Annotated in this window: 17 protein-coding genes; 9 read left to right on the top strand and 8 right to left on the bottom strand. The window is 68.8% G+C overall.

Going from position 1 to position 25,507, the window contains the following annotated elements; genetic code table 11:
- Positions 1 to 139: 139 nt before the first annotated feature.
- On the bottom strand, positions 140 to 4,144 hold the full coding sequence (gene purL, locus ACE3SG_RS21430) for a phosphoribosylformylglycinamidine synthase (RefSeq protein WP_374568246.1): 4,005 nt from the start codon (positions 4,142 to 4,144) through the stop codon (positions 140 to 142).
- 140 nt (positions 4,145 to 4,284) lie between these two features.
- Here purL and map point away from each other — a divergent pair, with 140 nt between their 5' ends.
- From map to ACE3SG_RS21400, 6 genes are all read left to right on the top strand, one after another.
- Positions 4,285 to 5,088, top strand: coding sequence for a type I methionyl aminopeptidase (gene map / locus ACE3SG_RS21425; protein ID WP_374568245.1), 804 nt, complete (start codon positions 4,285 to 4,287; stop codon positions 5,086 to 5,088).
- Positions 5,089 to 5,404: 316 nt separating this feature from the next.
- Positions 5,405 to 8,035 (top strand): [protein-PII] uridylyltransferase, encoded by a 2,631-nt coding sequence (locus ACE3SG_RS21420; protein ID WP_374568244.1) that lies wholly within the window; start codon positions 5,405 to 5,407, stop codon positions 8,033 to 8,035.
- Between the two features lie 7 nt (positions 8,036 to 8,042).
- Positions 8,043 to 9,098, top strand: a complete 1,056-nt coding sequence (gene mnmH / locus ACE3SG_RS21415; RefSeq protein ID WP_374568243.1) for a tRNA 2-selenouridine(34) synthase MnmH — start codon at positions 8,043 to 8,045, stop codon at positions 9,096 to 9,098.
- A gap of 80 nt (positions 9,099 to 9,178) precedes the next feature.
- On the top strand, positions 9,179 to 9,973 hold the full coding sequence (locus ACE3SG_RS21410; RefSeq protein WP_374568242.1) for a DUF2189 domain-containing protein: 795 nt from the start codon (positions 9,179 to 9,181) through the stop codon (positions 9,971 to 9,973).
- A 263-nt stretch (positions 9,974 to 10,236) separates the two neighbouring features.
- Complete coding sequence (locus ACE3SG_RS21405) at positions 10,237 to 10,458, top strand: DUF2788 domain-containing protein (RefSeq protein WP_374568278.1); 222 nt, start codon at positions 10,237 to 10,239, stop codon at positions 10,456 to 10,458.
- Positions 10,459 to 10,588: 130 nt separating this feature from the next.
- Positions 10,589 to 13,042: a S8 family serine peptidase gene (locus ACE3SG_RS21400; RefSeq protein WP_374568241.1), complete on the top strand. Its 2,454-nt coding sequence runs from the start codon at positions 10,589 to 10,591 to the stop codon at positions 13,040 to 13,042.
- Positions 13,043 to 13,511: 469 nt separating this feature from the next.
- Here the strand turns inward: ACE3SG_RS21400 and ACE3SG_RS21395 are convergent, their stop codons facing one another.
- From ACE3SG_RS21395 to phaC, 4 genes are all read right to left on the bottom strand, one after another.
- On the bottom strand, positions 13,512 to 15,659 hold the full coding sequence (locus ACE3SG_RS21395) for a M3 family metallopeptidase (protein ID WP_374568240.1): 2,148 nt from the start codon (positions 15,657 to 15,659) through the stop codon (positions 13,512 to 13,514).
- A gap of 105 nt (positions 15,660 to 15,764) precedes the next feature.
- Positions 15,765 to 16,502, bottom strand: a complete 738-nt coding sequence (gene phbB, locus ACE3SG_RS21390; RefSeq protein WP_374568239.1) for an acetoacetyl-CoA reductase — start codon at positions 16,500 to 16,502, stop codon at positions 15,765 to 15,767.
- 226 nt (positions 16,503 to 16,728) lie between these two features.
- Positions 16,729 to 17,910 (bottom strand): acetyl-CoA C-acetyltransferase, encoded by a 1,182-nt coding sequence (locus tag ACE3SG_RS21385; protein WP_374568238.1) that lies wholly within the window; start codon positions 17,908 to 17,910, stop codon positions 16,729 to 16,731.
- 91 nt (positions 17,911 to 18,001) lie between these two features.
- On the bottom strand, positions 18,002 to 19,597 hold the full coding sequence (gene phaC / locus ACE3SG_RS21380) for a class I poly(R)-hydroxyalkanoic acid synthase (protein ID WP_374568237.1): 1,596 nt from the start codon (positions 19,595 to 19,597) through the stop codon (positions 18,002 to 18,004).
- A gap of 285 nt (positions 19,598 to 19,882) precedes the next feature.
- Between phaC and ACE3SG_RS21375 the strand changes: the two genes are divergently transcribed.
- A complete protein-coding gene (locus ACE3SG_RS21375; protein WP_374568236.1) occupies positions 19,883 to 20,125 on the top strand; it encodes a hypothetical protein in 243 nt (80 codons plus the stop codon).
- 280 nt (positions 20,126 to 20,405) lie between these two features.
- Here the strand turns inward: ACE3SG_RS21375 and pgeF are convergent, their stop codons facing one another.
- Genes pgeF through ACE3SG_RS21360 form a run of 3 tightly spaced genes read right to left on the bottom strand, consistent with a single transcriptional unit; the run spans position 20,406 to position 22,526 of the window.
- Positions 20,406 to 21,116, bottom strand: a complete 711-nt coding sequence (pgeF, locus tag ACE3SG_RS21370) for a peptidoglycan editing factor PgeF (RefSeq protein WP_374568235.1) — start codon at positions 21,114 to 21,116, stop codon at positions 20,406 to 20,408.
- A gap of 55 nt (positions 21,117 to 21,171) precedes the next feature.
- Positions 21,172 to 21,804 carry a maleylacetoacetate isomerase gene (maiA, locus tag ACE3SG_RS21365; RefSeq protein WP_374568234.1) on the bottom strand — a complete coding sequence of 211 codons (633 nt, stop codon included), beginning with the start codon at positions 21,802 to 21,804 and terminating at the stop codon, positions 21,172 to 21,174.
- Between the two features lie 17 nt (positions 21,805 to 21,821).
- Positions 21,822 to 22,526, bottom strand: coding sequence for a fumarylacetoacetate hydrolase family protein (locus ACE3SG_RS21360; protein WP_374568233.1), 705 nt, complete (start codon positions 22,524 to 22,526; stop codon positions 21,822 to 21,824).
- Positions 22,527 to 22,656: 130 nt separating this feature from the next.
- On the opposite strand from ACE3SG_RS21360, the gene ACE3SG_RS21355 reads away from it, so the two are divergent.
- Together ACE3SG_RS21355 and ACE3SG_RS21350 are read left to right on the top strand one after the other, a co-directional pair.
- Positions 22,657 to 23,202, top strand: coding sequence for an NUDIX hydrolase (locus ACE3SG_RS21355; protein WP_374568232.1), 546 nt, complete (start codon positions 22,657 to 22,659; stop codon positions 23,200 to 23,202).
- A 37-nt stretch (positions 23,203 to 23,239) separates the two neighbouring features.
- Positions 23,240 to 25,453 carry a type I secretion system permease/ATPase gene (locus ACE3SG_RS21350; RefSeq protein WP_374568231.1) on the top strand — a complete coding sequence of 738 codons (2,214 nt, stop codon included), beginning with the start codon at positions 23,240 to 23,242 and terminating at the stop codon, positions 25,451 to 25,453.
- The last annotated feature ends 54 nt before the right edge of the window (positions 25,454 to 25,507 follow it).

Below are 25,507 nucleotides of genomic sequence, written 5' to 3'. Positions count from 1 at the left end.
AGCCTCTTGGGTCGGCCAGGCTGAAGCAGGCTCAAGGCAAAGCGACACGAGCGGCGCAGTGCGCCCTGCCGCCCCCAATCACGCCCCGATCTTTGATGAGCGACCGGCGAACGCTTCACCGGTCGCAGCAAGCGCGGGCTCAGCCCACCCAGCGCCGTGCGTTGCGGAACATCCGCATCCACGGGCTCAGCGCGGCGATGTCACCGTTGGTCCAGCTCATCTGCGCGTTGCGGAAGACGCGCTCGGGGTGCGGCATCAGCGCGCTGAAGCGGCCATCGGCCGTCGTCACCGCGGTCAAGCCGTCGGGGCTGCCGTTCGGGTTGAACGGGTAGACCTCGGTCGGCGCGCCGTGGCCGTCGACGAAGCGCATCGCCTTGTGCACCAGCGTCGCGTTGCCGCGCTGCGAGAAGTCGGCAAAGCCTTCGCCGTGGGCCACCGCGATCGGCGCGCGGCTGCCGGCCATGCCGGTGAAGAAGATCGACGGGCTCTCGAGCACCTCGACCATCGCCAGCCGGCCTTCGAACTGCTCGCTCTTGTTGCGGGTGAACTTGGGCCAGTCCTGCGCGCCGGGGATGATGGGGCTCAGCGCCGCCATCATCTGGCAGCCGTTGCACACGCCCAGCGCGAAGCTGTCGCTGCGGGCGAAGAAGGCGGCGAACTGCTCGGCCAGCACCGGGTTGAACATCACCGAGCGCGCCCAGCCTTCACCGGCACCCAGCGTGTCGCCATAGCTGAAGCCACCGCAGGCGATGAAGCCCTGGAACTGGTCCAGCCGCGCGCGGCCGGCGTGCAGGTCGCTCATGTGCAGGTCGAAGGTGTCGAAGCCTGCCTTGTCCATCGCATAGCTCATCTCGACATGGCTGTTGACACCCTGCTCGCGCAGGATCGCCAGCTTCGGCCGGGTCTTGTTGATGAACGGCGCGGCAATGTCTTCGGCCGGGTCGTAGGTCAGGTGCACGTGCAGGCCGGGGTCGTCACCACCCGCAGCGGCGTGTTCGCTGTCGGCGCCCGCCGGGTTGTCGCGCAGGCGGCTGATGCGCCAGCTGACATCGTCCCAGGCCTGGTGCAGCTCGCGCAGCGGCGCGCTGAACTGGGCCTTGGCATCGCGCCAGACTTCGACCACCTGCTTGTCGTTGGTCTTGCCGACGACATGGCTCAGCGTCGACAGGCCATGGGCGCGCAGCGTGGCGAGCACCGCGTCGCGCTCGCTCGTCTTCACCTGCACCAGCGCGCCCAGCTCTTCGTTGAACAGCGCCTTCAGCGTCAGCTCGTCGCGGCGGCCGCTGACCTGGGCCGCCCAGTTCTTCGAGTCGCCCATCTCGGCGCGGCTGTCGCTGATGCCGTCGCCTTCGGTGACCAGCATGTCGACATTCAGGCTGACGCCGCGGTGGCCGGCGAAGGCCATTTCGCAGGCCGCCGCCCACAGGCCGCCGTCGGAGCGGTCGTGGTAGGCCAGCAGCTGGCCCCGGCCACGCAGCTCGTTGATCGCAGCGACCAGCGACTTCAGGCGCGCCGCATCGTCGAGGTCGGGCACCGTGTCGCCGAACTGCTGCAGCGTCTGTGCCAGGATCGAGCCGCCCATGCGGGCCTTGCCGGCCCCCAGGTCGACCAGGATCAGCGTGGTGTCACCGTCTTGCAGCTGCGGCGTCAGCGTGCCGCGCACGTCGTCCAGCGTGACGAACGCCGTGACGATCAGCGACACCGGCGCAACGACCTGCTTCTGCACGCCAGCGTCTTGCCAACGGGTGCGCATCGACAGCGAATCCTTGCCGACCGGCACGCCGATGCCGAGCGCCGGGCACAGCTCCATGCCCACCGCCTTCACGGTGTCGTACAGCGCCGCGTCTTCACCCGGCTCGCCGCAGGCCGCCATCCAATTGCAGCTGAGCTTGACGTGCTCGAGCGTGATCGGCGCGGCCAGCAGGTTGGTGATGGCCTCGGCCACCGCCATGCGGCCCGAAGCCGGCGCATCGAGCGCTGCCAGAGGCGTGCGCTCGCCCATGCTCATCGCCTCGCCGCGCAGGCCGGCGTAGTCCGCCAGCGTGACGGCGCAATCGGCCACCGGCACCTGCCACGGGCCGACCATCTGGTCGCGGTGGTTCAGGCCGCCCACGGTGCGGTCGCCGATCGTCACCAGGAAGCGCTTGCTGGCCACGGTCGGGTGGCGCAGCACGTCGAACGCGGCGGTCTTCAGCTCGACGCCGGTCAGGTTCAGCGGTGCCAGTTCACGCGCCACGCGGGTCACGTCGCGCTGCATCTTGGGCGGCTTGCCCAGCAGCACGTCCATCGGCATGTCGATCACGCGCTCGCCACCGGGGCCGTCTTCGAGGACCAGCTCCTTGTCGTCGGTCGCGACGCCGACGATCGAGAACGGGCAGCGCTCACGCTCGCACATCTGCTCGAACAACGGCAGCAGGTCCGGGTTCACGGCCAGGACGTAGCGCTCCTGGCTCTCGTTGCACCAGATCTCTTTCGGTGCCAGGCCGGTTTCTTCCAGCGGCACCTTGCGCATGTCGAAGCGCGCGCCCTTCTCGGCCCCGTCGACCAGCTCGGGGAAGGCATTGCTGATGCCGCCCGCGCCGACGTCGTGCACGGCGACGATCGGGTTCGTCTCGCCCAGCGCCCAGCAGTGGTTGATGACCTCTTGCGCCCGGCGCTGGATCTCGGGGTTGCCGCGCTGCACCGAATCAAAATCCAGCGCCGCGGTGTTGGTGCCGGCCGCCATCGAGCTGGCGGCGCCGCCGCCCATGCCGATGCGCATGCCCGGGCCGCCCAGCTGGATCAGCAGCGTGCCGGCGCCGAACGGCAGCTTGTGCGTCTGGCCATCGCTGATGGTGCCCAGGCCGCCGGCGATCATGATCGGCTTGTGGTAGCCGCGGCGGATGGCGCCTGAGCCCTCGCCCACCGTCTGCTCGAAGACGCGGAAGTAGCCGCCCAGCGCGGGCCGGCCGAACTCGTTGTTGAACGCCGCGCCGCCCAGCGGCCCCTCGGTCATGATCTGCAGCGGGCTGGCGATGTGCTCGGGCTTGCCGTAGGGGCTGGTTTCCCAGGGCTCGTGGGTGCCCGGCAGGTTCAGGTTCGAGACACTGAAGCCGGTCAGGCCCGCCTTGGGCTTGGCGCCCCGGCCGGTGGCACCCTCGTCGCGGATCTCGCCGCCCGAGCCGGTGGAAGCGCCGGGGAACGGCGAGATCGCCGTCGGGTGGTTGTGCGTTTCCACCTTCATCAGCACGTGCGCCGTTTCATGGCGCGAGCCGTACTTGGGCGCGTTGGTGAAGCCTTCGGGCAGCCAGCGCTCGACCGGGCCGCCTTGCATCACCGCGGCGTTGTCGCTGTAGGCCACGATGCTGCGCTGCGGGTTGGTCTTCTCGGTGTGGCGGATCATGCCGAACATCGACAGCGGCTGCTTCTGCCCGTCGATCGTGAACTCGGCGTTGAAGATCTTGTGGCGGCAGTGCTCGCTGTTGGCCTGCGCGAACATCATCAGCTCGACATCGGTCGGGTTGCGCTTCAGCCCGGTGAAGGCGTTGACCAGGTAATCGATCTCGTCGCCCGACAGGGCCAGGCCGAACTCGGTGTTGGCCTTTTCCAAGGCCGCCCGGCCCTGGCCCAGCACGTCGACATGGGCCATCGGCTCGGCCGGCTGTTCGTCGAACAGGTGCCTGGCGGCCTCGCGCTCGAAGGCCACGCTCTCGGTCATGCGGTCGTGCAGCAGCGCGGCACAGGCCTGGCGCTCGTCGGCCGTCAGCGGCTTGGTGCCGCCCAGCAGGCCCGTCTTCAGCGTCAGCCGGTATTCGGTGACGCGCTCGACGCGGTGGATGCCGAGGCCGCAGTTGTGGGCGATGTCGGTGGCCTTGCTGGCCCAGGGCGACACGGTGCCCAGGCGGGGCATCACGACGACCAGCTCAGCTTCGGCGGCGCCTTTCGCCGTGTCCGCCGGGTCGCCGTAGCGCAGCAGCGAGGCCAGCTTGTCCAGCGCGCCGGCGTCGAGGCTGGCGTCGCTCCAGGCCCAGTGCACGTGGCGGGCGGTGACACCGGTCACCTTCGGGCAGGCGCCCTGCAGCGCGGCGAGCAGCGCCTGGGCGCGGAAGGCGGACAGGGCGTTGCCGCCCTCGAAGTGCATCAGGTGCTTGGGAGCTGAAGACATGGGGTGACGGCGTGGAGCGGCGGTGGCGGCGCGGCGCGCTCGTGGCGCACCGTGTGGCGGGAGGCCGGCAGCCCTGGGGCACCAGGGGCCAAGCCCGTGAAAACCCGCGATTTTACGGGGGAGTGGAATAATCCCGACCCATGACGATCACATTGAAGTCCGCCGCCGACATCGAAGGCATGCGCGTGGCCGGCCGTTTGGCCTCTGAAGTGCTGGACATGCTGACCCCGCATGTGAAGCCTGGCATCAGCACCGAACAGCTCGACAAGCTGGCGCACGACCACATCGTGAACGTGCAAGGCGGCATCCCCGCCCCGCTGAACTACGCGCCGGCAGGCTACACGCCCTACCCGAAGTCGATCTGCACGTCGATCAACCACCAGGTCTGCCACGGCATCCCGAACGACCGACCCTTGAAGAACGGCGACATCGTCAACATCGATGTCACCGTCATCAAGGACGGCTGGCACGGCGACACCAGCCGCATGTTCGTGGTGGGCGAAGGCTCGATCGCCGCCAAGCGCCTGTGCGCCATCACCTACGAGGCGATGTGGCGCGGCATCGTCAAGGTCAAGCCGGGCGCGCGCCTGGGTGACATCGGCCACGCGATCCAGACCTTTGCCGAGAACCAGGGCTTCTCGATCGTGCGCGAGTTCTGCGGCCACGGCATCGGCCAAAAATTCCACGAAGAGCCGCAGGTGCTGCACTACGGCCGCCCGGGCACGCTCGAAGAATTGGTGCCAGGCATGGTGTTCACGATCGAGCCGATGATCAACGCCGGCCGCCGCGACATCCGCGAAACCGGCGACGGCTGGACCATCGTCACCAAGGACCGTTCGTTGTCCGCCCAATGGGAGCACACGATCGTCGTCACCGACACCGGGTACGAGGTGATGACGGTGTCGGCCGGCAGCCCGCCGGTGCCGGCGTTCGTCACAGGCTGAAGGGCCGTGGAGCGGGATCAGGATGGCGGGGCACTCTGCTCCGTTCGTGTCCCCCGCCGCCAGCCTGCGGCTGCCGGCTCCTCCTTTACCTCACTGCGCAGAGCACCCCGCCATCCTGATCGGCACCGCCTTGCCTCACCAACGCGTGGCAGAACACCTTGCCTGCCGAGGGTATGGGGTGACTGGTGCAGCGAAGTATCAGGAGGAGGCAGCAGCCCCCGGCTGCTGACGGGGGGCGGAGCCCGGACACAAACAGCTCACTCGGCCCGCGCCGCCTCACTTACTGACCGGAACCGGACACCACGGATCCGCTGACATGGCCCCTCTGGACGCCCCCGCCGAGAAGCCCGCCCCCTGCGTCGCCACGCTGCGCGACCGCTTTCGTGGTGGGAAGGCCGAGCTGATCGAGCATTTCCGCAGCTCGCGCCCCACCACCACGAGCGTGGCCAAGCTGCTGCGCGCGTTGGCCCGGCATGTGGACGCCACGCTGCAAGAGCTTTGGCAAGCCAGCGGCATGCCCACCGGCGCCGCGTTGCTGGCCGTGGGTGGTTACGGCCGGGGCGAGCTGTTCCCGCATTCCGATGTCGACGTGCTGGTGCTGCTGCCGCCCACGATGGTGCACGCGGCCGACGACCCCGCCACGCACGCCACCTTGTCGGGCTTCATCACCGCCTGCTGGGACATCGGGCTGGAGATCGGCTCTTCGGTTCGCACGATCGAAGACTGCATCGCCGAAGCGCGCAAGGACGTGACGGTGCAGACCGCGCTGCTCGAAAGCCGCTTTCTCTGCGGCTCGCGGCGCCTGTTCAACGCCTTTCGTCACGCCAACACCGAGGTGATGGACGCACGCGCCTTCTTGCGCGCCAAGTCGCTGGAAATGCGCCAGCGACACGTCAAGTACGAAGACACCCCCTACGCGCTCGAGCCCAACTGCAAAGAAAGCCCCGGCGGTCTGCGCGACCTGCAGGTCGTCATGTGGGTGGCCCGTGCCGCAGGCCTGGGCCGCACCTGGAGCGAGCTGGCCGCCAAGGGGCTGATCACCGCCTTCGAGGTGAAGCAGCTGCAGCGCCACGAAGGCACGCTGAAGCTGGTCCGCGCCCGGCTGCACATGGTGGCCGGCCGGCGCGAAGACCGGCTGGTGTTCGACCTGCAGACCGCCGTGGCGCAGAGCTTCGGCTACGAGGGCGACCGGGGCACCCGCGCGTCCGAGGTGCTGATGCACCGCTACTACTGGGCGGCCAAGGCGGTCACCCAGCTCAACCAGATCCTGATGCTCAACATCGAGGAGCGGGTCAACGGCACCGAGGCCGTGCCGATGCGGCCGATCAACGCCCGCTTCCTCGACCGGGCCGGCATGCTGGAGGTGGCGCGCGACGACCTCTACACCGAGAACCCGCACGCGATCCTCGAAACGTTCCTCGTCTACCAGCAGACCCCCGGCATCAAGGGCCTGTCGGCCCGCACGCTGCGCGCGCTCTACAACGCCCGCAACGTGATGGACTCGGGGTTCCGGCGCGACCCGGTGAACCGCGAGCTGTTCATGGACATGCTGCGCCAGCCCGAGGGGCAGACACACGCCTTTCGGCTGATGAACCAGACCTCGGTGCTGGGGCGCTACCTGTGGGTCTTCCGCCGCATCGTCGGCCGCATGCAGCACGACCTGTTCCACGTCTACACGGTCGACCAGCACATCCTGATGGTGCTGCGCAACGTGCGGCGCTTCTTCGTGCCCGAGCATGCGCACGAGTACCCGTTCTGCAGCCAGCTGGCCGCGGGTTGGGACAAGCCGTGGGTGCTCTACATCGCCGCGCTCTTTCACGACGTGGCCAAGGGCCGCGGCGGTGACCACTCCGAGCTCGGCGGCACCGAGGTGCGCCGCTTCTGCCGCGACCATGGCCTCGACGCGGCCGACACCGAGCTGGCCGAGTTCCTCGTCCGCCACCATTTGACGATGAGCCGGGTGGCGCAGAAGGAGGATCTGTCCGACCCCGACGTGATCACCGCGTTCGCCCGCCAGATGGGCGACGCGCGCCACCTGACCGCGCTGTACCTGCTGACCGTGGCCGACATCCGCGGCACCGGCCCCAAGGTGTGGAACGCGTGGAAAGGCAAGCTGCTCGAAGACCTGTACCGCCTGACGCTGCGGGCGCTGGGCGGCGGCTCGCCCAACGCCGACGCCGAGATCGAGGCGCGCAAGCAAGAGGCGCAGCACATCCTCGCGCTGCACTCGGCACTGCCCGGCACCGAGCAGCCGCTGTGGAAGACGCTCGACGTGAGCTACTTCGCCCGCCACGACGCGACCGAGATCGCCTGGCATGCGCGCGCGCTGTGGCGCCACATCGAGACCCGCGTACCGATCGTGCGCGCGCGGCCGTCGCCGATCGGCGAAGGGCTGCAGGTGCTGGTCTTCTCGCCCGACTGCCCCGATCTCTTCGCCCGCATCTGCGGCTACTTCGATTCGGCCGGCTTCTCGATTCAGGACGCGAAGATCCACACCACCCGCGCCGGCTACGCGCTGGACACCTTCCAGGTCGTCAACCCCAACGCCGAGAGCCAGGCCGCCAGTGCCTACCGCGACATGATCTCGCTGGTCGAGACCCAGGCCGCCGAGGCGCTGGCCTCGACCGGCGTGCTGCCGCTGCCCAGCCGCGGCCGGGTGTCGCGCCGGGTCAAGAGCTTCCCGATCCAGCCGCGCGTGTCGCTGCGGCCCGATGAACGCGGCCAGCGCTGGCTGCTGTCGGTCAGCACCAGCGACCGTTCGGGCCTGCTCTACGCGATCGCCCGCGTGCTGGGCAAGCACGAGATCAACCTGCAGCTCGCCAAGGTGTCGACGCTCGGCGAGCGGGTGGAAGACACCTTCCTCGTCAGTGGCCCGGCGCTGCAACAGCCCAAGCTGCAGTTGCAGATCGAGAGCGAGCTGCTCGACGCGATCGCGATGACCCCGTGACGCCGCGATGAGCCTGAACACCATCACGGCCGCCGAGGCTATGGCCGCGCCCGACGGCTACGACACCATCGTCGACGCGCGCTCGCCGTCGGAGTTTGCCGAAGACCGCCTGCCCGGCGCCGTGAACTGGCCGGTGCTCGACGACGCCGAGCGCGCCGAGGTCGGCACCATCTACACCCAGGTCTCGACCTTCGAGGCGCGCAAACGCGGTGCGGCCATCGTCTCGCGCAACATCGCCCGCATCATCGACGAGCAGGTCGCCACGCAAGGGCGCGACTGGCGGCCGCTGATCTACTGCTGGCGGGGCGGGCAGCGCTCGGGCAGCCTGGCGATCGTGCTGGCGCAGATCGGCTTTCGCACCCGCCAGCTGCAGGGTGGCTACAAGGCCTTTCGCGCCGTGGTGCGCAACGATCTGGCCGAGCTGCCGCTGCGCTTCAGCTGGCGCGTGCTCGGCGGGCGCACCGGCAGCGGCAAGACCCGCCTGTTGGGCGCATTGGCCGCCGAAGGCGCGCAGGTGCTGGACCTCGAAGCGCTGGCCGCCCACCGCGGCTCGGTGCTCGGCGGCTTGCCGGGCCAGCCGCAACCGACCCAGAAGCACTTCGAGACGCGGCTGTGGCAGGTGTTGCGCGGCTTCAAGGCCGAGCAACCGGTTTACGTCGAAAGCGAAAGCCGCCGCATCGGGCAACTGCAGCTGCCCGACAGCCTGCTCGCCAGCCTGCGCGGCAGCACTACGCCGGTGATGGTGGAGCTGGCGCAGGCCGCGCGCGTGCGGCTGCTGCGTGAGGACTACGCCTTCTTCATGGAAGACGTGGCCACGCTGTGCGAGCGCCTGCAGGCCCTGACCGAGCTGCGCGGCAAGGCCAGCGTGGCGCGCTGGCAGGCCCAGGCCCATGCGGGCGACTGGGACACGCTGCTGGGCGAGCTGACGCAGCAGCACTACGACCCGCTGTACGACCACGCGCTGAAGGCCACCCACGCCACGCACACCCCGCACCACCTGGCGCTGCCCGATGCGGCACCCGCCACGCTCGCCGCCGCGGCGCGCGAGCTGATGGCCCGCTGACGCGAAGAGCGACTGGCCGCGCGGCCGCATTTGTCGCGCATCAAGCGCGCCCGGCCGCAACTCTGCGAGCATGGCGCCCCATGCCGAACCGATTCACCGAACAGGCGCTGCGCGAATCGCGCAGCTTTGGCGTGCGCCGCATCCCGGCGCTGCGCCCGCTGGGCTGGCTGGCGCGCGGCTGGCACGACCTGATGGCCTGCCCGCTGCCCGGCCTGCTGCACGGCCTGGTGCTGGCCGGCTTCGGCGCGCTGCTGTTCTGGAAAGCGCGCCACCAATTCTGGTGGCTGGCGGGCGCGTTCTCGGGCTTCTTGCTGGTGGCACCGGTGCTGGCCACCGGCCTGTACGCCGTCAGCCGGGCGATCGAGCGCGGCGAGCGGGCCGACCTGCACACGGTGATCGACGCCTGGGTGCCGCGCGACCACCGGCTGGTGACCTTCGGGCTGCTGCTGGCGCTGGCCGGCACCGGCTGGGTGCTGACCTCGGCCGCGCTGATCACCGGCGCGCTGCCGGGCCAGGTCAATCGGCCGGCGGATTTCATTCGCCTGGTCGTGCTGGCCGACCACGGCCTGCTGTTCGAGGCCTGGCTGGCGCTGGGCGCGCTGCTCGCCGCGCCGGTGTTCGCGTCCAGCGTGATGACGCTGCCGCTGCTGATGGACAGCCGCGTCGGCGTGCTCGGCGCGGTGTTCACCAGCTGGCGCGCGGTGCTGGAGCACCCGGTGCCGATGGCGCTGTGGGCGATGCTGGTGCTGCTGCTGACCGGCCTGGGCATGGCGACCGCGATGCTGGGGCTGGTGATCGTGTTGCCCTGGCTGGCCCATGCGAGCTGGCATGCCTACAGCGACCTGCTGCAGGCTAGTGCCCTGTCCCGCAAATAGCTGTCATTGAGATTCGACCAGATGGTGATGATCGTGCGTCCGGACGGCTGGGCAGATACCCAGCGTATCTGCCCTGATGGCCGGGCGCGCGAGCGCGCCATCTGGTCGAACCCTTCGGGCCGGCCGAAATGGGGCGCTCGCAGCGCCGCCAAGCCGGGCAGATACCACGAGGTATCTGCCCGGCTCAGCGCCTCGCGATCATCCCCATTGCGGCCCGTCGCAATGACAGTTATTTGCGGGACAGGGCACTGGGCGGAGCGCGGCTGATGTTCGGTTTCACCGAAGAGCAGATCGCGAACTTCGGCCTCACCTTCGGGTTGACGGCCTTCATGCTTTACATGGTGTTCATCATTCTGCAGCTCGCGCGCGAATCGAAGGCCGGCCGCTTCGGCACATTCGTGTTGTTTCTGGGGCTGGGCGTGGGGCTGGTCGGCTTTGCCGCCAAAGGGCTGATCAAGTTCTTCCTGGCCGGCATCGTCGAGTAGCCGCCGTCTCGGCCGTGGCTCGAGCAGCTGGCCACACAGAAGTAATGGGCCAGATGTCCGGATTTGGGCCGCCCAGCCCGTTCTTACCTGCGTCGCCTGGACTTTCAGGCATTCACCGGGAGGTAAGAGGATGGCTGCTTTCTCTCAACGCCGATTCGTCGCGACCCGTTCGCACATTGGCCTGGCGGTCGCGTGCTTCATGGCCCTGGGCTGCGCCGCAGCTGCCACGCCGGCCGCTGGCGCGCCCACCCCAACCGGCGCGAAGCCGGCCTCGCAGGCCCGCCTGGCGCCCCTGGTCGGCCAGCGGCGCGCCGGGGCACTGCAAGACCAGTACGTCGTCGTCTTCAAGCCCGGCTCGACGAACAGCGACGTCAAGGCCGCCCAGAAGACGGCCCGGCTGAACGGCGGGGTCATCGGCTTCACCTACACCAAGGCGCTGGTCGGCTTCAGCGCGATGCTGCCGCCGAGCGCGCTGGAGGCCACGCGCGCCAACCCGAAGGTCGACTACATCGACGCCGACCAGGCGGTGTCGCTCGACACCATCCAGCTCAGCCCGCCCACCGGCCTGGACCGCACGAGCGAGCGCCTGCTGGCGCTGGACAACCGCTACACCTACAGCGAGACCGGCACCGGCGTGCATGCCTACGTCATCGACACCGGTATCCGCGCCACCCACGCCGACCTGGGTGGCCGGGCGACGCTCGATTTCACCGCCGTCGCGCCCGACCCGAACGACTGCCACGGCCACGGCACCCATGTGGCCGGCACGGTCGGCGGCGCCACCTATGGCATCGCCAAACTGGTCAACCTGCATGCGGTGAGGGTGCTGGATTGCAGCGGTTCGGGCACGGTCTCGGGCGTGATCGCCGGGGTCGACTGGGTGACCAACAACGCGATCCACCCGGCGGTGGCCAACATGAGCCTGGGCGTCGCCGCGGTGGTGCCTTCGCTCAACACGGCGGTGGCCAACTCGGTGGCCAGCGGGGTGGTCTACACGGTGGCGGCCGGCAACTCGTCAGCCAACGCCTGCGGCTTCTCGCCGGCGATGGAGCCCTCGGCCTTCACCGTGGGCGCCACCGACCCAACGAACGACGTGGTGGCCGCCTTCTCGAACTACGGACCCTGCCTGGACCTCTACGCGCCGGGCGTCAACATCACCTCGGACTGGAACACCAACGACACCGCCACCAACACCATCAGCGGCACCTCGATGGCCGCGCCGCACGTGGCCGGTGTGGTGGCGCGTTACCTGCAGACCCACCCGCTGGACACGCCGGCGATGGTGTGGACCCAGCTGCACACCAACGACAACGACATCTCGACCACCGCCGGCTGGCCCGGCCTGATCGGCCTGCCGTTCGGCTCACCGAACGAGCTGCTGCATTACGGTTCGGTGGCCGACGGCGCGACCGACGGCGACCCCCACCTCACCACGGTCGAAGGCATTCACTACGATTTCCAGAGCGCCGGCGAATTCGTGGCGCTGCGCGAAGGCAATGGCATGGAGATCCAGACCCGCCAGACGCCGGTGCAGACGACGATGAACCCGCCGGTCAGCGCGTACTCGGGCCTGGCGTCCTGCGTAAGCCTCAACACCGCGGTGGCGGCCCGCGTGGGGTCGCACCGTGTGACCTACCAGCCCGACCCCATCCCCAACTCGGGCGGCATGCAGCTGCGCGTGGACGGCGTGTTGACGACGCTCGGTGCGCCGGGCATCAACCTGCCGCCGGGCGGCCGCGTCGCCAAGGCACCGGTCGGCGATGGCATCGAGATCGATTTCCCCAACGGCACGGTCTTGAGCGTAGTGCAGAACTGGTGGGCTTCGCAGGCCAAGTGGTACCTGACCGTGAAGGTGCTGCGCACGCCGGCCAACGAGGGCATCCTCGGCGCGATCAAGCCGGGCAGCTGGCTGCCCGCCCTGCCCGACGGCAGCTCGCTGGGCCTGCGGCCTGTGGCGCTGCATGACCGTTATGTCGATCTGAACGAAACCTTCGCCGATGCCTGGCGCGTGACCGACGCGAGCAGCCTGTTCGACTACGCGCCGGGCACGTCGACCCACACCTTCACCTTCGATGCCTGGCCGCTCGAATCGCCGCCCTGCCTGATCGCGGGCTCGGACGACATCCCCGCCAAGCCCATCGACAAGCCGACCGCGGTCGAGCTGTGCCGGCCCGTCACCGGCAAGGATGCCAATGCGAACTGCGTCTTCGATGTGCGGGTCACCGGTGAGCCGGGGTTGGTCAAGACCTACCAACTGGCCCAGCAGATCGTGACCGGCGCGACGACCACGACCATCATCGACGCCAAAGACCCGACGCCGCCGGGTGAGGTGGCAAGCTTCTCGGCGAAGGTCGCCATCAGCGCGACCAGCGGCAAGCCACGCGTGCCGACCGGCTGGGTGCAGTTCAGCGTCAACGGCGAGGACTTGGATCTGCCTGTCGCGTTGAACAAGAAGGGAACGGCCCAGTGGACAACGACCTTTGCGAGGCCCGGCGAGGTGACGGTGACCGCGCGCTACCTGCCGACCGACGGCACGACGTTTCTACCGAGCAGCAGCCTGGATGAGACGCACGCCGTGAAGTAGTAGGAGTCGTTGTGGGGCTTGGCCAGGGCGCTCAAATGCGGGTGCCCTGCCGTGGCCATCGCGAGGGGCGGAAGGCCCGGGGCGTTTTCTGCGGCCCGCTCGCGGGGAGCCGTCGCTGGCGTGCCGGCCGCGGCGCGGTCTGCGCCGTGTTCTCTTGCGGCGGTTGGGGCGACCGCGAATGAAGGCCTCCGAAAACGCCCCGAACCTCCCGCCCCAAGTACACCTGCGGCGGGCAACGGCGTGCCACGCCTATGACGGTGCTTGCAGGGCGGTGGTGGTGTCCCCGGCCGTAGGCTTCATTCGCGGTCGCCCCAACGGCGCAAGGGCACGACGGTGTTGATGCGGCTGCCGGCGGCTCACCTCGACTGTGGCCCGCGAGCGGCCGCAGGACGGGGGCACCGCCACCGCGCTGCCGCCACAACCTCACCAAGCGACCATCACCAAGCCAAGCTCAGCAGACCAAGGCTAGCTAGTGCGCCGGTTTGGCCGTCACAACCGCCGGCGCAAACCCATCCGCCCGCAGCAACGCGCCCACCTCGGGATCGCGCCCACGGAAGTTGCGGAAAGCCTGGCCCGGATCGACCGTGTTGCCGACCGACAGCACCGTGTCGAGATAACGTTTGGCCACCACCGGGTCGAACGGGTCACCGGCTTCGACGAAGGCATCGAACGCGTCGTGCGACAGCACCTCGGCCCACAGGTAGCCGTAGTAGCCGGCCGCATACCCATCACCCGAGAACACGTGGCCGAACTGCGGGATGCGGTGGCGCGCCACCATCGCGCTCGGCATGCCCAGCTCACGCAGCGTGGCCTTCTCGAACGCGCGCGGCTCGACCGGCTTGGCGCCTTCGAGGTGGAGTTTCATGTCCAGCAGCGCCGAGGCCAGGAACTCGAGCTTCCAGAACCCCTTGTCGAAATTGCGGCTGCGCTCGATCTTGTCCACCAGCGCCTTCGGCAGCGGCTGGCCGGCCTGGTTCACCAGCATCGCCAGCACCGGCGGCGTCGGCAACCAGTATTCGTTGACCTGCGACGGGAACTCGCCGAAGTCGAGCACCGAGTTGGGCCCCGCCAGGCTGGGGTAGGTCACGTTCGAGCACAGCCCGTGCAGCGCATGACCGAACTCGTGGAACATCGTGACCGCGTCGTCCCAGGTGATGGTCACCGGCTCGCCGGCCTTGCCGCGCTTGAAGTTCGAGTTGTTCGACACGATCGGGCGCACGTCGCCATCGAGCCGGTTCTGCGGCCGATAGCTGTCCATCCAGGCGCCTGAGTTCTTGCCTTCGCGTGCGTAGGGGTCGAAATACCACAGGCCAACCTGCTCGCCATCTTTGCCGAGCACGCGGTAGACGGTCACGTCGGCGTGGAACACCGGCACATCGTGCACCGGCTCGAAGCGCAGGCCATACAGCCGGCCCGCGGCCCAGAACATCGCGTCACGCAACTTGTCCAGCTGCAGGTACGGCGTCAACTCGTCGACGTTGAAATCGAGCTGGGCCTTGCGCAGCTGCTCGACGTAGTAGCGGTAGTCCCAGGGCTGGATCTGGAAGCCGCCCTTCTCTGCGTCGACCAACTTTTGCATGTCGGCCACCTGCTGGTCGACCTGCGCCACCGCCGGGCCCCAGACCTTCAGCATCAGCGCCAGCGCGGCCTGCGGGTCCTGCGCCATCGTGTCCGAGAGCTTCCAGTGCGCGTAGGTCTTGAAGCCCATCAGCGCCGAGCGCTCGGCCCGCAATGCCAGCACCTCGGTGACGATCTTGTTGTTGTCGTGTGCGTCGCCGTTGTCACCGCGGTTCACGAACAGCCGCCAGGCCTTTTCGCGCAGCGCGCGCTTGGGCGACCGGCTCAAAAACGGCTCCATCGCCGAGCGCGTGTTCGCGATCACCCAGCGGCCCGGCATGCCGCGTTGCCTGGCTTCTTGCGCGGCGGCCTCGATGTCGCCAGCGCTCAGGCCGGCCAGGTCGGCCGCGTCGGTGATCACCAGGCCCTGGCCGCCTTCGTCGGCCAGCAGGTTCTGGCTGAAATCGGTGGCCAGCACGGCCAGGCGCTGGTTGATCGCGGCCACGCGCTGCTTGTCCTTCGGGCCCAGCCGTGCCCCTTGCTTGACGAAGCTGGTGCGGTACGACCAGACCAGCCGCTGCTGCTCGGGTGTCAGGCGCTGCATCTCGTCGGACTGGTAGACCGCCTCGATGCGGCCGAACAGACGGGCGTTCTGCGTCAACTCGTCTTCGAACGCCGCGAGCCTGGGCTCCATCTGGCGCTGCACCTGCTGGAAGCCGGGGGTGCTCAACGAGCCGGTCCACACGCCGTAGAGCACCTTCGCCCGCTCGAGCAACCGGCCCGATCGCTCCAGCGCCAGCACGGTGTTGTCGAAGGTCGGCGCCGCCTTGTTGGCGGTGATCACCGCGATCTCACGCCGCTGCTCGGCCATGCCGGCCATCAGCGCCGGCGCGAAATGCTCGGTGCGGATCTGGTCGAACGGCGGCACGCCACCGTAGGGGCCTGCCCACGGGGCCAGCAGCGGATTCGGCGGCGGTGCCGCGGGCGCCTTGGCGACCACGAAGGTCGAACTGCCGGCCAGCGTCAGGGCACCGGCCCAGCGGATGATTGCTCGCAACATGGTAGGAACGGTCCCCCCGGGGAAGTCTGGGCGCCAAAGCTGAGGTCGACAAAGAAAAAGCGGCCTCGTAGGCCGCTCTTCGTTGTTCGCCCGAAGGGCCGAACCTTACCCCATGTGCAAGCCGCCGTTGCACGAGAAGTCGGCGCCGGTGGTGAAGCCCGAGTCCTCGCCTGCCAACCAGGCCACGACCGAGCCGATTTCCTCGGGCGTGCCCAGGCGCTTGACGGGGATCGTCGCGACGATCTTCTCCAGCACCTCGGGCTTGATCGCACGAACCATGTCGGTGCCGATGTAGCCCGGGCTCACGGTGTTGACCGTGACGCCCTTCGAGGCCACTTCTTGCGCCAGCGCCATCGTGAAGCCGTGCATGCCAGCCTTGGCTGCCGAGTAGTTGGTCTGGCCGGCCTGGCCCTTTTCGCCGTTGACCGAGCTGATCTGGATGATGCGGCCCCAGCCCTTCTCGACCATGCCCGGCACCACCTGCTTGGTGACGTTGAACATCGAGTTCAGGTTGGTGTCGATGACCGCGTGCCAGTCTTCGGGCGTCATCTTCAGGAACATGCGGTCGCGGGTGATGCCGGCGTTGTTCACCAGCACGTCGATCGCGCCATGCTCGGCCACCGCCTTCGAGAAGGCCTCGACGGTCGAGTTCCAGTCGGCCACGTTGCCGACCGAAGCGTAGAACGTATAGCCCTGCGCCTTCTGCTCGTCCAGCCACTTGGTGAAGTCGCGGCTCGGGCCGCAGCCGGCGATGACCTTGAAGCCTTCTTTGTGCAGGCGCTGGCAGATTGCCGTGCCGATGCCGCCCATGCCCCCGGTCACGTATGCCACTTTCTGTGCCATGTCTGTCTCTCCTTGATTGCGATTCCAACGAATGCCGGGCTTGTCCCGGGGCCGTGCGCCCACTATTGCGCGTGTGTCCCCGGCTGGGCAGCCCGTGTTAGCCCTAACGATCGCCGAGCAGGTGCCGGATGCACCTCCCCTGGCGCGGCCAGCGCCCGGCCGCTCCGGAGCGGCCGAGCCACCCGCTCGGCGGGTGGTGACGGTACCCCGCCACCGGGTGCACCATTCAGCGTTCGACGGTCAGCGCCACGCCCATGCCGCCGCCGATGCACAGCGAGGCGATGCCCTTCTTGGCGCCGCGGCGCTGCATTTCGTGCAGCAGCGTGACCAGGATCCGGCAGCCGGACGCACCGATCGGGTGGCCGATCGCGATCGCGCCGCCGTTGACGTTGACCTTGCTGGTGTCCCAACCCATTTCCTGGTGCACGGCGCAGGCCTGCGCGGCGAAGGCTTCGTTGATCTCCAGCAGGTCCAGGTCCTGCGGCTTCCAGCCGGCGCGTTCGAGCGCCTTGCGCGCCGCGGGCACCGGGCCCATGCCCATGAAGGCCGGGTCGAGTGCGGCGCTGGCGTAGCTGGCAATGCGCGCCAGCGGCGTCAGGCCCAGCTGGGCGGCCTTGGCGGCGGTCATCACCACCACGCCGGCGGCGCCGTCGTTGATGCCCGAGGCGTTGCCGGCCGTCACGCTGCCGGCCTTGTCGAACGCGGGGCGCAGGCCGGCCAGGGCGTCGGCGGTGGTCTTCTTGTTGATGAACTCGTCGGCGTCGAAGACCAGCGGGTCGCCCTTCTTCTGCGGGATCGTCACGCCGACGATCTCGTCCTTGAAGCGGCCGGCTTCCTGGGCGGCGGCGGCCTTCTGCTGCGAGGCCAGCGCCAGCGCGTCCTGCATCTCGCGGCTGATGCCGTACTTCTTGGCCACGTTCTCGGCCGTGATGCCCATGTGGTACTGGTTGTAGACGTCCCACAGGCCGTCGTTGATCATCGTGTCGACCAGCTTCCAGTCACCCATGCGCTGGCCGTCGCGGCTGTTCGGCAGCACGTGCGGCGCGAGGCTCATGTTCTCTTGCCCGCCGGCGATGATGATCTCGCTGTCGCCATCACGGATGGCCTGGGCCGCCAGCATCACCGCCTTCAGGCCCGAACCGCAGACCTTGTTGATCGTCATCGCCGGCACGCCCTGCGGCAGGCCGGCCTTGATGACCGCCTGGCGGGCCGGGTTCTGGCCCGAGCCGGCTGTCAGCACCTGGCCGAGGATGACCTCGTTGATCTGCTCGCCGGCCAGGCTGCTGCGCTCGAGCAGCGCCTTGATCACGGTCGCGCCCAGCTCCGGCGCAGCGGTCTTGGCGAGCGAGCCGCCGAATTTGCCGACGGCGGTGCGGGCAGCGGCGACGATGACGATGTCGGTGGTCATGGGGCGGATCTCCTAACGGGACAGTGCGGACGGGGGCGGGAATATCAAAACTCGTGTCCATCCGGCCGCCTGGCGGCGCCGGATGGACATGTCATGCCTTGGCTTTGACGTAGCGGCCAGGGGCGGGTTCGATGGCCTTGTGCTTGCGACTGCCGGGCGCCTTGGGCGCGGCCACCATCGGGCCGGCGTGGCCCTTGAGCCACTGGGCCCAGTCGCCCCACCAGCTGCCCGGCACTTCCTTCGCGCCGGCCAGCCAGTCGTCGGCCTTCGGGCTGAGCTTGTCGCTGACCCAGTGGCTGCGCTTCTTGGCCGCCGGCGGGTTGATCACGCCGGCGATGTGGCCAGAGGCACCGAGCACGAAACGCTTCTTGCCCTTGAAGACCTGCGTCGACGCGTAGGCCCCCTTCCACGGCACGATGTGGTCTTCGCGCGAGGCATAAAGGAACACCGGCGATTCGATCTTGCCGAGGTCGAGCTTCTCGCCGCAGACGGTCAGCTTGCCCGGCAGCTTCAGCTCGTTTTGCAGGTAGGTGTGGCGCAGGTACCAGCAGAAGAACGGGCCCGGCAGGTTGGTCGAATCGCCGTTCCAGTACAGCAGGTCGAACGGCGGCGGCGTCTCGCCCTTCAGGTAGTTGCCGACGACGTAGTTCCACACCAGGTCGTTCGGCCGCAGGAAGCTGAAGGTCGTGGCCAGTTCCTGGCCCTTCAGCAGCCCGGGGCCGTTGGGCGCATCGGGGCCGAGCGTCATCTCGCGCACCTGCACCGAGGCCTCGTCGATGAAGACATCGAGGATGCCGGTGTCGGCGAAATCGACAAACGTGGTCAGCAGCGTGACCGAGGCCGCCGGCTGCTCACCACGCGCGGCCAGCACCGCCAGCGCGGTCGACAGGATCGTGCCGCCGACGCAGAAGCCCAGCGTGTCGATCTGGTCTTCGCCCGAAATCTCTTGCACCACGCGGATCGCCTGGATCGCGGCGTGCTCGATGTAGTCGTCCCAGGTCTTGCCGGCCATCGACTCATCGGGGTTGCGCCAGCTGACCACGAACACCCGGTGGCCCTGCTCGACCGTGTAGCGGATCAGCGAGTTCTCGGGCTGCAGGTCGAGGATGTAGTACTTGTTGATGCACGGCGGCACGAACAGCATCGGCCGCTGGTGCACCTTGGCCGTCAGCGGCTTGTACTCGATCAGCTGGAAGAACTCGTTCTCGAAGACGATCGTGCCCTCGGTGGTGGCCACGTTGCGGCCCACCTCGAACACGCTCTCGTCGGTCTGCGAGACATGGCCTTGCTGCAGGTCGTGCACCAGGTGCTGGATGCCCTGGGCGATGCTCTCGCCGCGCGTTTCCAGCGCCTTGCGCTGGGCTTCGGGGTTCAGCGCCAGGAAGTTGCTGGGGCTCATCGCGTCGACCCACTGCTGCACCGCGAAGCGCACGCGGGCCTTGGTCTTCTCGTCGCCTTGCAGGCTCTCGGCCATCTGCATCAGCGTGCGGGCGTTGAGCAGGTACATCTGCGCGGTGTAGGCCGCACCGGGGCTGGCGGCCCAGTCCTTGGCGGCGAAGCGGCGGTCGCCCACCGGCTTGTGCGCCTTGCCGTCGTGCCCGTCGGCACCGGTGGTCGACAACGCCTCCAGCGTGCCGTTCCACAGCGCGGTCGCCTGCTTCAGGTATTCGCCTTGCAAGTCACTCATCGAGGCCTGCGGCAGCGTCAGGCCGGAGAATGAGCGCCAGATGTCACCCACGGCGTGGCCGAAAGCGTCGGCCTGGGCTTGAGCCTGGGCACCGAGGGCGCCAAGTGCCTCCAACGAGGGCTGCTGCGACTTACCAATCACTGCGTTTGTCTCCTTGCGGTGGCCCGCGGCTCGGCTGGGGCAGCCACGTGAAATACGTCGCGGCGCCCAGGCATTTGACTGCCGTCAGCTTACCGCATGATGACTCTATTTTTCGTTACGTGAGATTACTTATCACTGCCTGAAATGCACATTGTCGCGCTGGGTTGGATGTTTGTGGTGGTGCTGATGAGCCTGGCCGAGGCCACATCGCCCCAGGGTTCGGTGCTGGGCGCCGTGTTCACGCTGGCGCTTTATGGCCTGCTGCCGCTGGCCATCGTGCTGTATGTGATGAACACGCCGCACCGCAAATGGGTGCGCCGACAGGCCGAGGCGCAAGAGGCCGCCGCTCAGGCCGAACCGCCGCCCGACAAGGGGCGGGATGATTAACGAGAAGGCGCGCCGCGCGACATGACGTTGTGCACTGCACAACGCCAAACGTTGAACCGTGACACGCCACCAACGCCTCCAGCAGGGTGGCGGTGGTGGCCCCGGTCGGAGGCCCCATTCGCGGTCGCCCCCACCTCATCCGGGCACCACGGCGCCGATCACGCCGCGGCAGGCGCACCGCCTACGGCGCCCCGCGAGAGGCCGTAGAACGGGGCCACCGCCGCCGCCCTGCCGCCGCAACCACGGCACACCGCCCTACGCTCTCAAGCCAAGCAGCGAGCTACCGAATCCAGATCGCCGCCGCATGGCGCCCGGTGACCCGGTCGCGCCGGAACGAAAAGAAGCGCGCCGGCTCGCTGTGGGTGCACCACTGGCCGCCGCTGACCTGCGTGACCCCGGCCAACTGCAGCCGATGCCGGGCCAGGCCGGGCAGATCCGCCCACCACTTGCCCGCGGCCACACCCGGACGGAAGAACGCCACCGCCCCCGGCCCGAAAGCCTCGCGCACGTCGTCGCCCACCTCGAACGCCTCGGGCCCGATGCAGGCGCCCAGCCAGGCGCTGACCTCGTTCGGCGCGCAGCCCGCCGCCCCGCACAGCTCGGCCAACGTCGCCTCGACCACCCCGCCGGCCAGCCCGCGCCAACCCGCATGCGCCGCGCCCACCGCATGCCCGGCTGGCGCCGCCAGCAGCACCGGCAGGCAATCTGCCACCAGCACCGTGCAGGCCACGCCGCGCTCGGTGGTGACGCTGGCGTCGGCCTGCGCGAAATCCTGGCCCTTGGCCAGGTCGGCCCGCGTCAGCCGCACGACCCGCGCACCATGCACCTGGTCCAGGTAGACCGGCTGCGCGCCCTCGAGCCAGCCGGCAAAACGGCGCTGGTTCTCGTGGATCGCCGCCGGCTCGTCGACGGCGTCTGCGCGCAGCCCGGCCGGGCGCAGGTTCAGGCTGTCGAACGGCGCACGGCTGACCCCGCCACGGCGCGTCGACATCAAACCGCCCACCTCAGGCGGAAGGCCTTCAGCGCCCAGGTACGGGACGTTGGACTCAGCCGGCATCCGGGCACTTCTCTGGCCGCGTCGCTTCGAACGCATCCAGCTTCATGCAGGCCTCGAACACCCGCATCACGTTCGGCACGTGGTCCAGCCGGCAGTCGAAGCGCTGGGCATTGAAGATCTGCGGCACCAGCACGCAGTCGGCCAGGCCGGGCGTGTCGCCCACGCAGTAGCGCGTGGGCGCGGCCGCCAGCTGGCGCTCGACCGCCTCCAGCCCCGTCTCCACCCAATGCTTGTACCAGCGGTTCTTCGCGTCCTCGTCGACGCCGAGCGAATTCACCAGGTAGCGCAGCACCCGCAGGTTGTTCAGCGGGTGGATCTCGCAGGCAATGTCCAGCGCCAGGGCGCGAGCGCGGGCGCGGGCCAGCGGGTCTTTCGGCAGCAGCGGCGGCACCGGGTAGGTCTCGTCGAGGTACTCGATGATCGCCAGCGACTGGTGCACGTAGGCGTCGCCGTCTTTGAGCAGCGGCACCAGCCGCGAAGCCGACACCGACGAGTACGACTCGGCCGTCTGCTCGTTCTTCTGCAGGTGAACCGGCTTGTAGTCGTAGGCCAGGCCCTTCAGCGCCAGCGCGATGCGCACGCGGTAAGAGGCCGACGAGCGAAAGTAGTTGAAGAGTTCCATCAAGGGGTCTCCTGTATTCAGATTTCAGCCAGCACGACGTCCAGCTGCAACTGGCCCAGGCCGTCGATCGCGCCGACCAGCCGGTCGCCCGCCACCACCGCGCCCACGCCGGCCGGCGTGCCGGTGAAGATCAGGTCGCCCGGGGCCAGCGTCCACGCGCGGCTCAGCGTGGCGATGGTCTCGCTGACGCTCCAGATCAGGTCCGACAGGTCGCCCGTCTGGCGGCGCTGGCCGTTCACGTCGAGCGTGATCGCGCCCTTCAGCAGTTCGCCGGTGGTGGCCATGGGGTGAATGGGGCCGATCGGCGCGCTGTGGTCGAAGCCCTTGCCGATGCTCCACGGCCGGCCTTGCTTCTTCATGTCGTTCTGCAGGTCGCGCCGGGTCATGTCCAGCCCGATCGCATAGCCCCAGATCAGCTCGGCCGCGCGCTCGGCCGGCACGTCGCGCCCGCCGGCGCCGAGCGCCACCACCAGCTCGATTTCGTGGTGCAGGTTGCTGGTCATCGGGGGGTAGGCCATGCGGCCGATCTGGCCATCGGCCACCGGCAGCACCGCATCGGCCGGCTTCATGAAGAAGAACGGCGGCTCCCGGCCGGTGTGGCCCATCTCGACGGCGTGCTCGGCGTAGTTGCGGCCGACGCAGTAGATGCGGTGGACGGGGAACGAACGCCCGTCGGTGACGGGCACGGCGGCCACGGCGGGCGGCTGGATCACGTAGGTCATGATGAATCTCTGCCTGGCTTGGTCGGTTGATGATGCCACGGCACCGCGAACAAGCTGGGCTGCAGAAGCACGTGGCGCAAGAAGCGACGGGCCCTGCTCGGCCCTGGGGCCCCCATTACACTGCCCCACCATGTTCACGGGCCGCACCATCGTTCACTGTCGCGCCTGCGGCACCAAGGTCAACTACGTGGTGCCCGCAGACGACAACCGGCCACGCGCCGTTTGCCCCCACTGCGCCACCATCCACTATGAGAACCCGCTGAACGTGGTGGGCACGGTGCCGGTGTGGCAAGACCAGGTGCTGCTGTGCAAGCGGGCGATCGAGCCGCGCTACGGTTTGTGGACACTGCCAGCCGGCTTCATGGAGCTGGGCGAGACCCTGGCCGAAGGTGCGCTGCGCGAAACCGACGAAGAAGCCGGCGCGCATGTGGAACTCGAAGGCCTGTTCACCGTGCTGAATGTGGTGCGGGTCGGCCAGGTGCATTTCTTCTACCGCGCCCGCATGACCGACACGCACCTGAACCCCGGCAGCGAGACGCTGGAAGCGCGGTTGTTCAGGGAAGACGAAATCCCTTGGGACGAGTTGGCCTTTCGCACCGTGCGCGAGACACTGATCCGATATTTCGCTGACCGCAAGGCCGGCCAGTTCAGCATCCACTGCGCCGACATCGCCTGAGCGGCCCCGTTGATCGGCCCTGCGTCGACACAGAACAATGACCGACACCACGCAGCCCCCGCCCGCCGCACCGTTGCCCGCCAACGCGGCCGCGCAGCGCCCGCCCGCGCCGGCCACCGAGCGCCTGCGCGAAGACCTGCTGCAATCCGACGCGCTGCTCGACTGCCTGGTCGAAATCTGCCGCCTGCATGGCCACAGCGCCACCCGCGCTTCGCTGGCCGCCGGCCTGCCGCTGGCCAATGGCCGCCTGACGCTCGACCTGGCCGAGCGCGCCGCCGCCCGCGCCGGCATGTACACGCGGCTGGAGCGTGCGAACGCCGAGGCGGTGGAGCCGGCCGCGCTGCCGGCGATCCTGATCCTGAAGGACAACAAGGCCTGCATCCTGCTCGGCTGGGAGGCCGGCGAAGCCCGCGTGCTGCTGCCCGAGACCGGCCAGGGCACGGTCACGCTGAGCGCCGACGAGCTGGCCCGCCGCGCCACCGGCCTGGTGATGTATGTGCGGCCGCATTTCCGCTTCGACGCCCGCGCGCCCGAGGTGCGGGCCACGCGCGAGGGCCACTGGTTCTGGGGCGCCCTGCTGTCGCAGCGTTTCGTCTACCGCGACATCCTGTGGGCCGCCGCGCTGATCAATCTGTTCGCGATCGCCAGCCCGATCTTCACGATGAACGTGTACGACCGCGTGGTGCCCAACGCCGCGGTCGAAACGCTGTGGTCGCTGGCCATCGGCATGACACTGGTGCTCGGCGCCGACCTGCTGCTGCGCAAGCTGCGTGGCCGTTTTGTCGACGAGGCCAGCGCGCGGGTCGATGTGCAGATCTCGGCCACGCTGATGGAACGGGTGCTGGGCATGCGGCTGGAGCACCGGCCCGAGTCGGTCGGCTCGTTCGCCTCGAACCTGCGCGGCTTCGAGCAGGTGCGCGACCTGATCGCCTCGTCCACCGTCACCGCGCTGATCGACCTGCCTTTTGCGCTGCTGTTCCTGCTCGTCATCATCGCCATCTCGCCGTGGCTGGCGATCCCGGTGGTGCTGGGCTTCGGCGCGGTGCTGGCCTCGGGCTGGATGATCCAGGCCAAGATGCACGCGCTGGCCGAGACGACCTACCGCGCCTCGGCCGCGCGCAACGCCACGCTGATCGAAGCGCTGACCGGCATCGAGACCATCAAGACACAAGGCGCCGAGAGCACCATCCAGGCCCGCTGGGAGCGGGCCAACGTGTTCCTGGCCGGGGCCAACGTGAAGATGCGGGCGCTGTCGGCCGGGGCCAACTACTTCACCAACTGGTCGGTGCAGATGGTGACGGTGGTCACCGTGGTGGCCGGTGTCTACCTGATCGGCGAACGCATGATCACGATGGGCGGCCTGATCGCCTGCGGCATGTTGTCATCGCGCGCGTTGGCGCCAGCCGGGCAGATCGTGGCACTGATGATGCAGTACCAGGGGGCGCGCACCGCGCTGGGCGGGCTCGAGAAGATCATGGCCCAGCCGGTCGAGCGGGCCGAGGGCACGGCCTACATCCACCGCGCCAAGCTGCGCGGCGAGATCGAGTTCCGCGGCGTCAGCTTCAGCTACCCGGGCCGCACCGACAACGCGATCGAGAACCTGTCGCTGAAGATCAAGCCCGGCGAGCGCGTGGCGCTGATCGGCCGCGTGGGCTCGGGCAAGAGCACGCTGCAGCGCCTGATGATGGGCCTGTACCGGCCGAGCGAAGGCGCGGTGCTGCTCGACGGCATCGACCTGAACCAGCTGGACCCGGCCGACCTGCGCAAGAACGTGGGCTGCGTGTCGCAAGACGTGCTGCTGTTCTACGGCTCGCTGCGCGAGAACATCACCTTCGGCCTGCCCTACGCCGACGACGGCGCGGTGGTGGCCGCGGCCGAGGTGGCGGGCCTGGCCGAGTTCGTCAACCGCCACCCGCACGGCTTTGACATGAACGTCGGCGAGCGCGGCGAGCGCTTGTCTGGCGGGCAGCGCCAGAGCGTGGGCCTGGCCCGCGCGGTGCTGCACAACACGCCGGTGCTGCTGCTGGACGAACCCACCAGCGCGATGGATTTTTCAACCGAAGCGACGATCACCAAGCGCCTGGCCGAGTTCACCACCGGCAAGACCGTGGTGCTGGTCACCCACCGGACGTCGTTGCTGGCGCTGGTCGACCGCGTGGTGGTCATTGATGGCGGCAAGGTCGTCGCCGACGGCCCGCGCGACCGCATCATGGAAGCCCTGCAAAGCGGGCGGATCGCGAGGGCGGCATGAGTGCCCAGATGCCCACCAACCCGCCAACCAACCCGCCGGCCACCGCGCAGGTGA

It is taken from the genome of Ideonella sp. (assembly GCF_041914305.1).
Classification (GTDB): Bacteria; Pseudomonadota; Gammaproteobacteria; order Burkholderiales; family Burkholderiaceae_C; genus Ideonella.
This window is presented reverse-complemented; position numbering and strand designations above follow the sequence as displayed.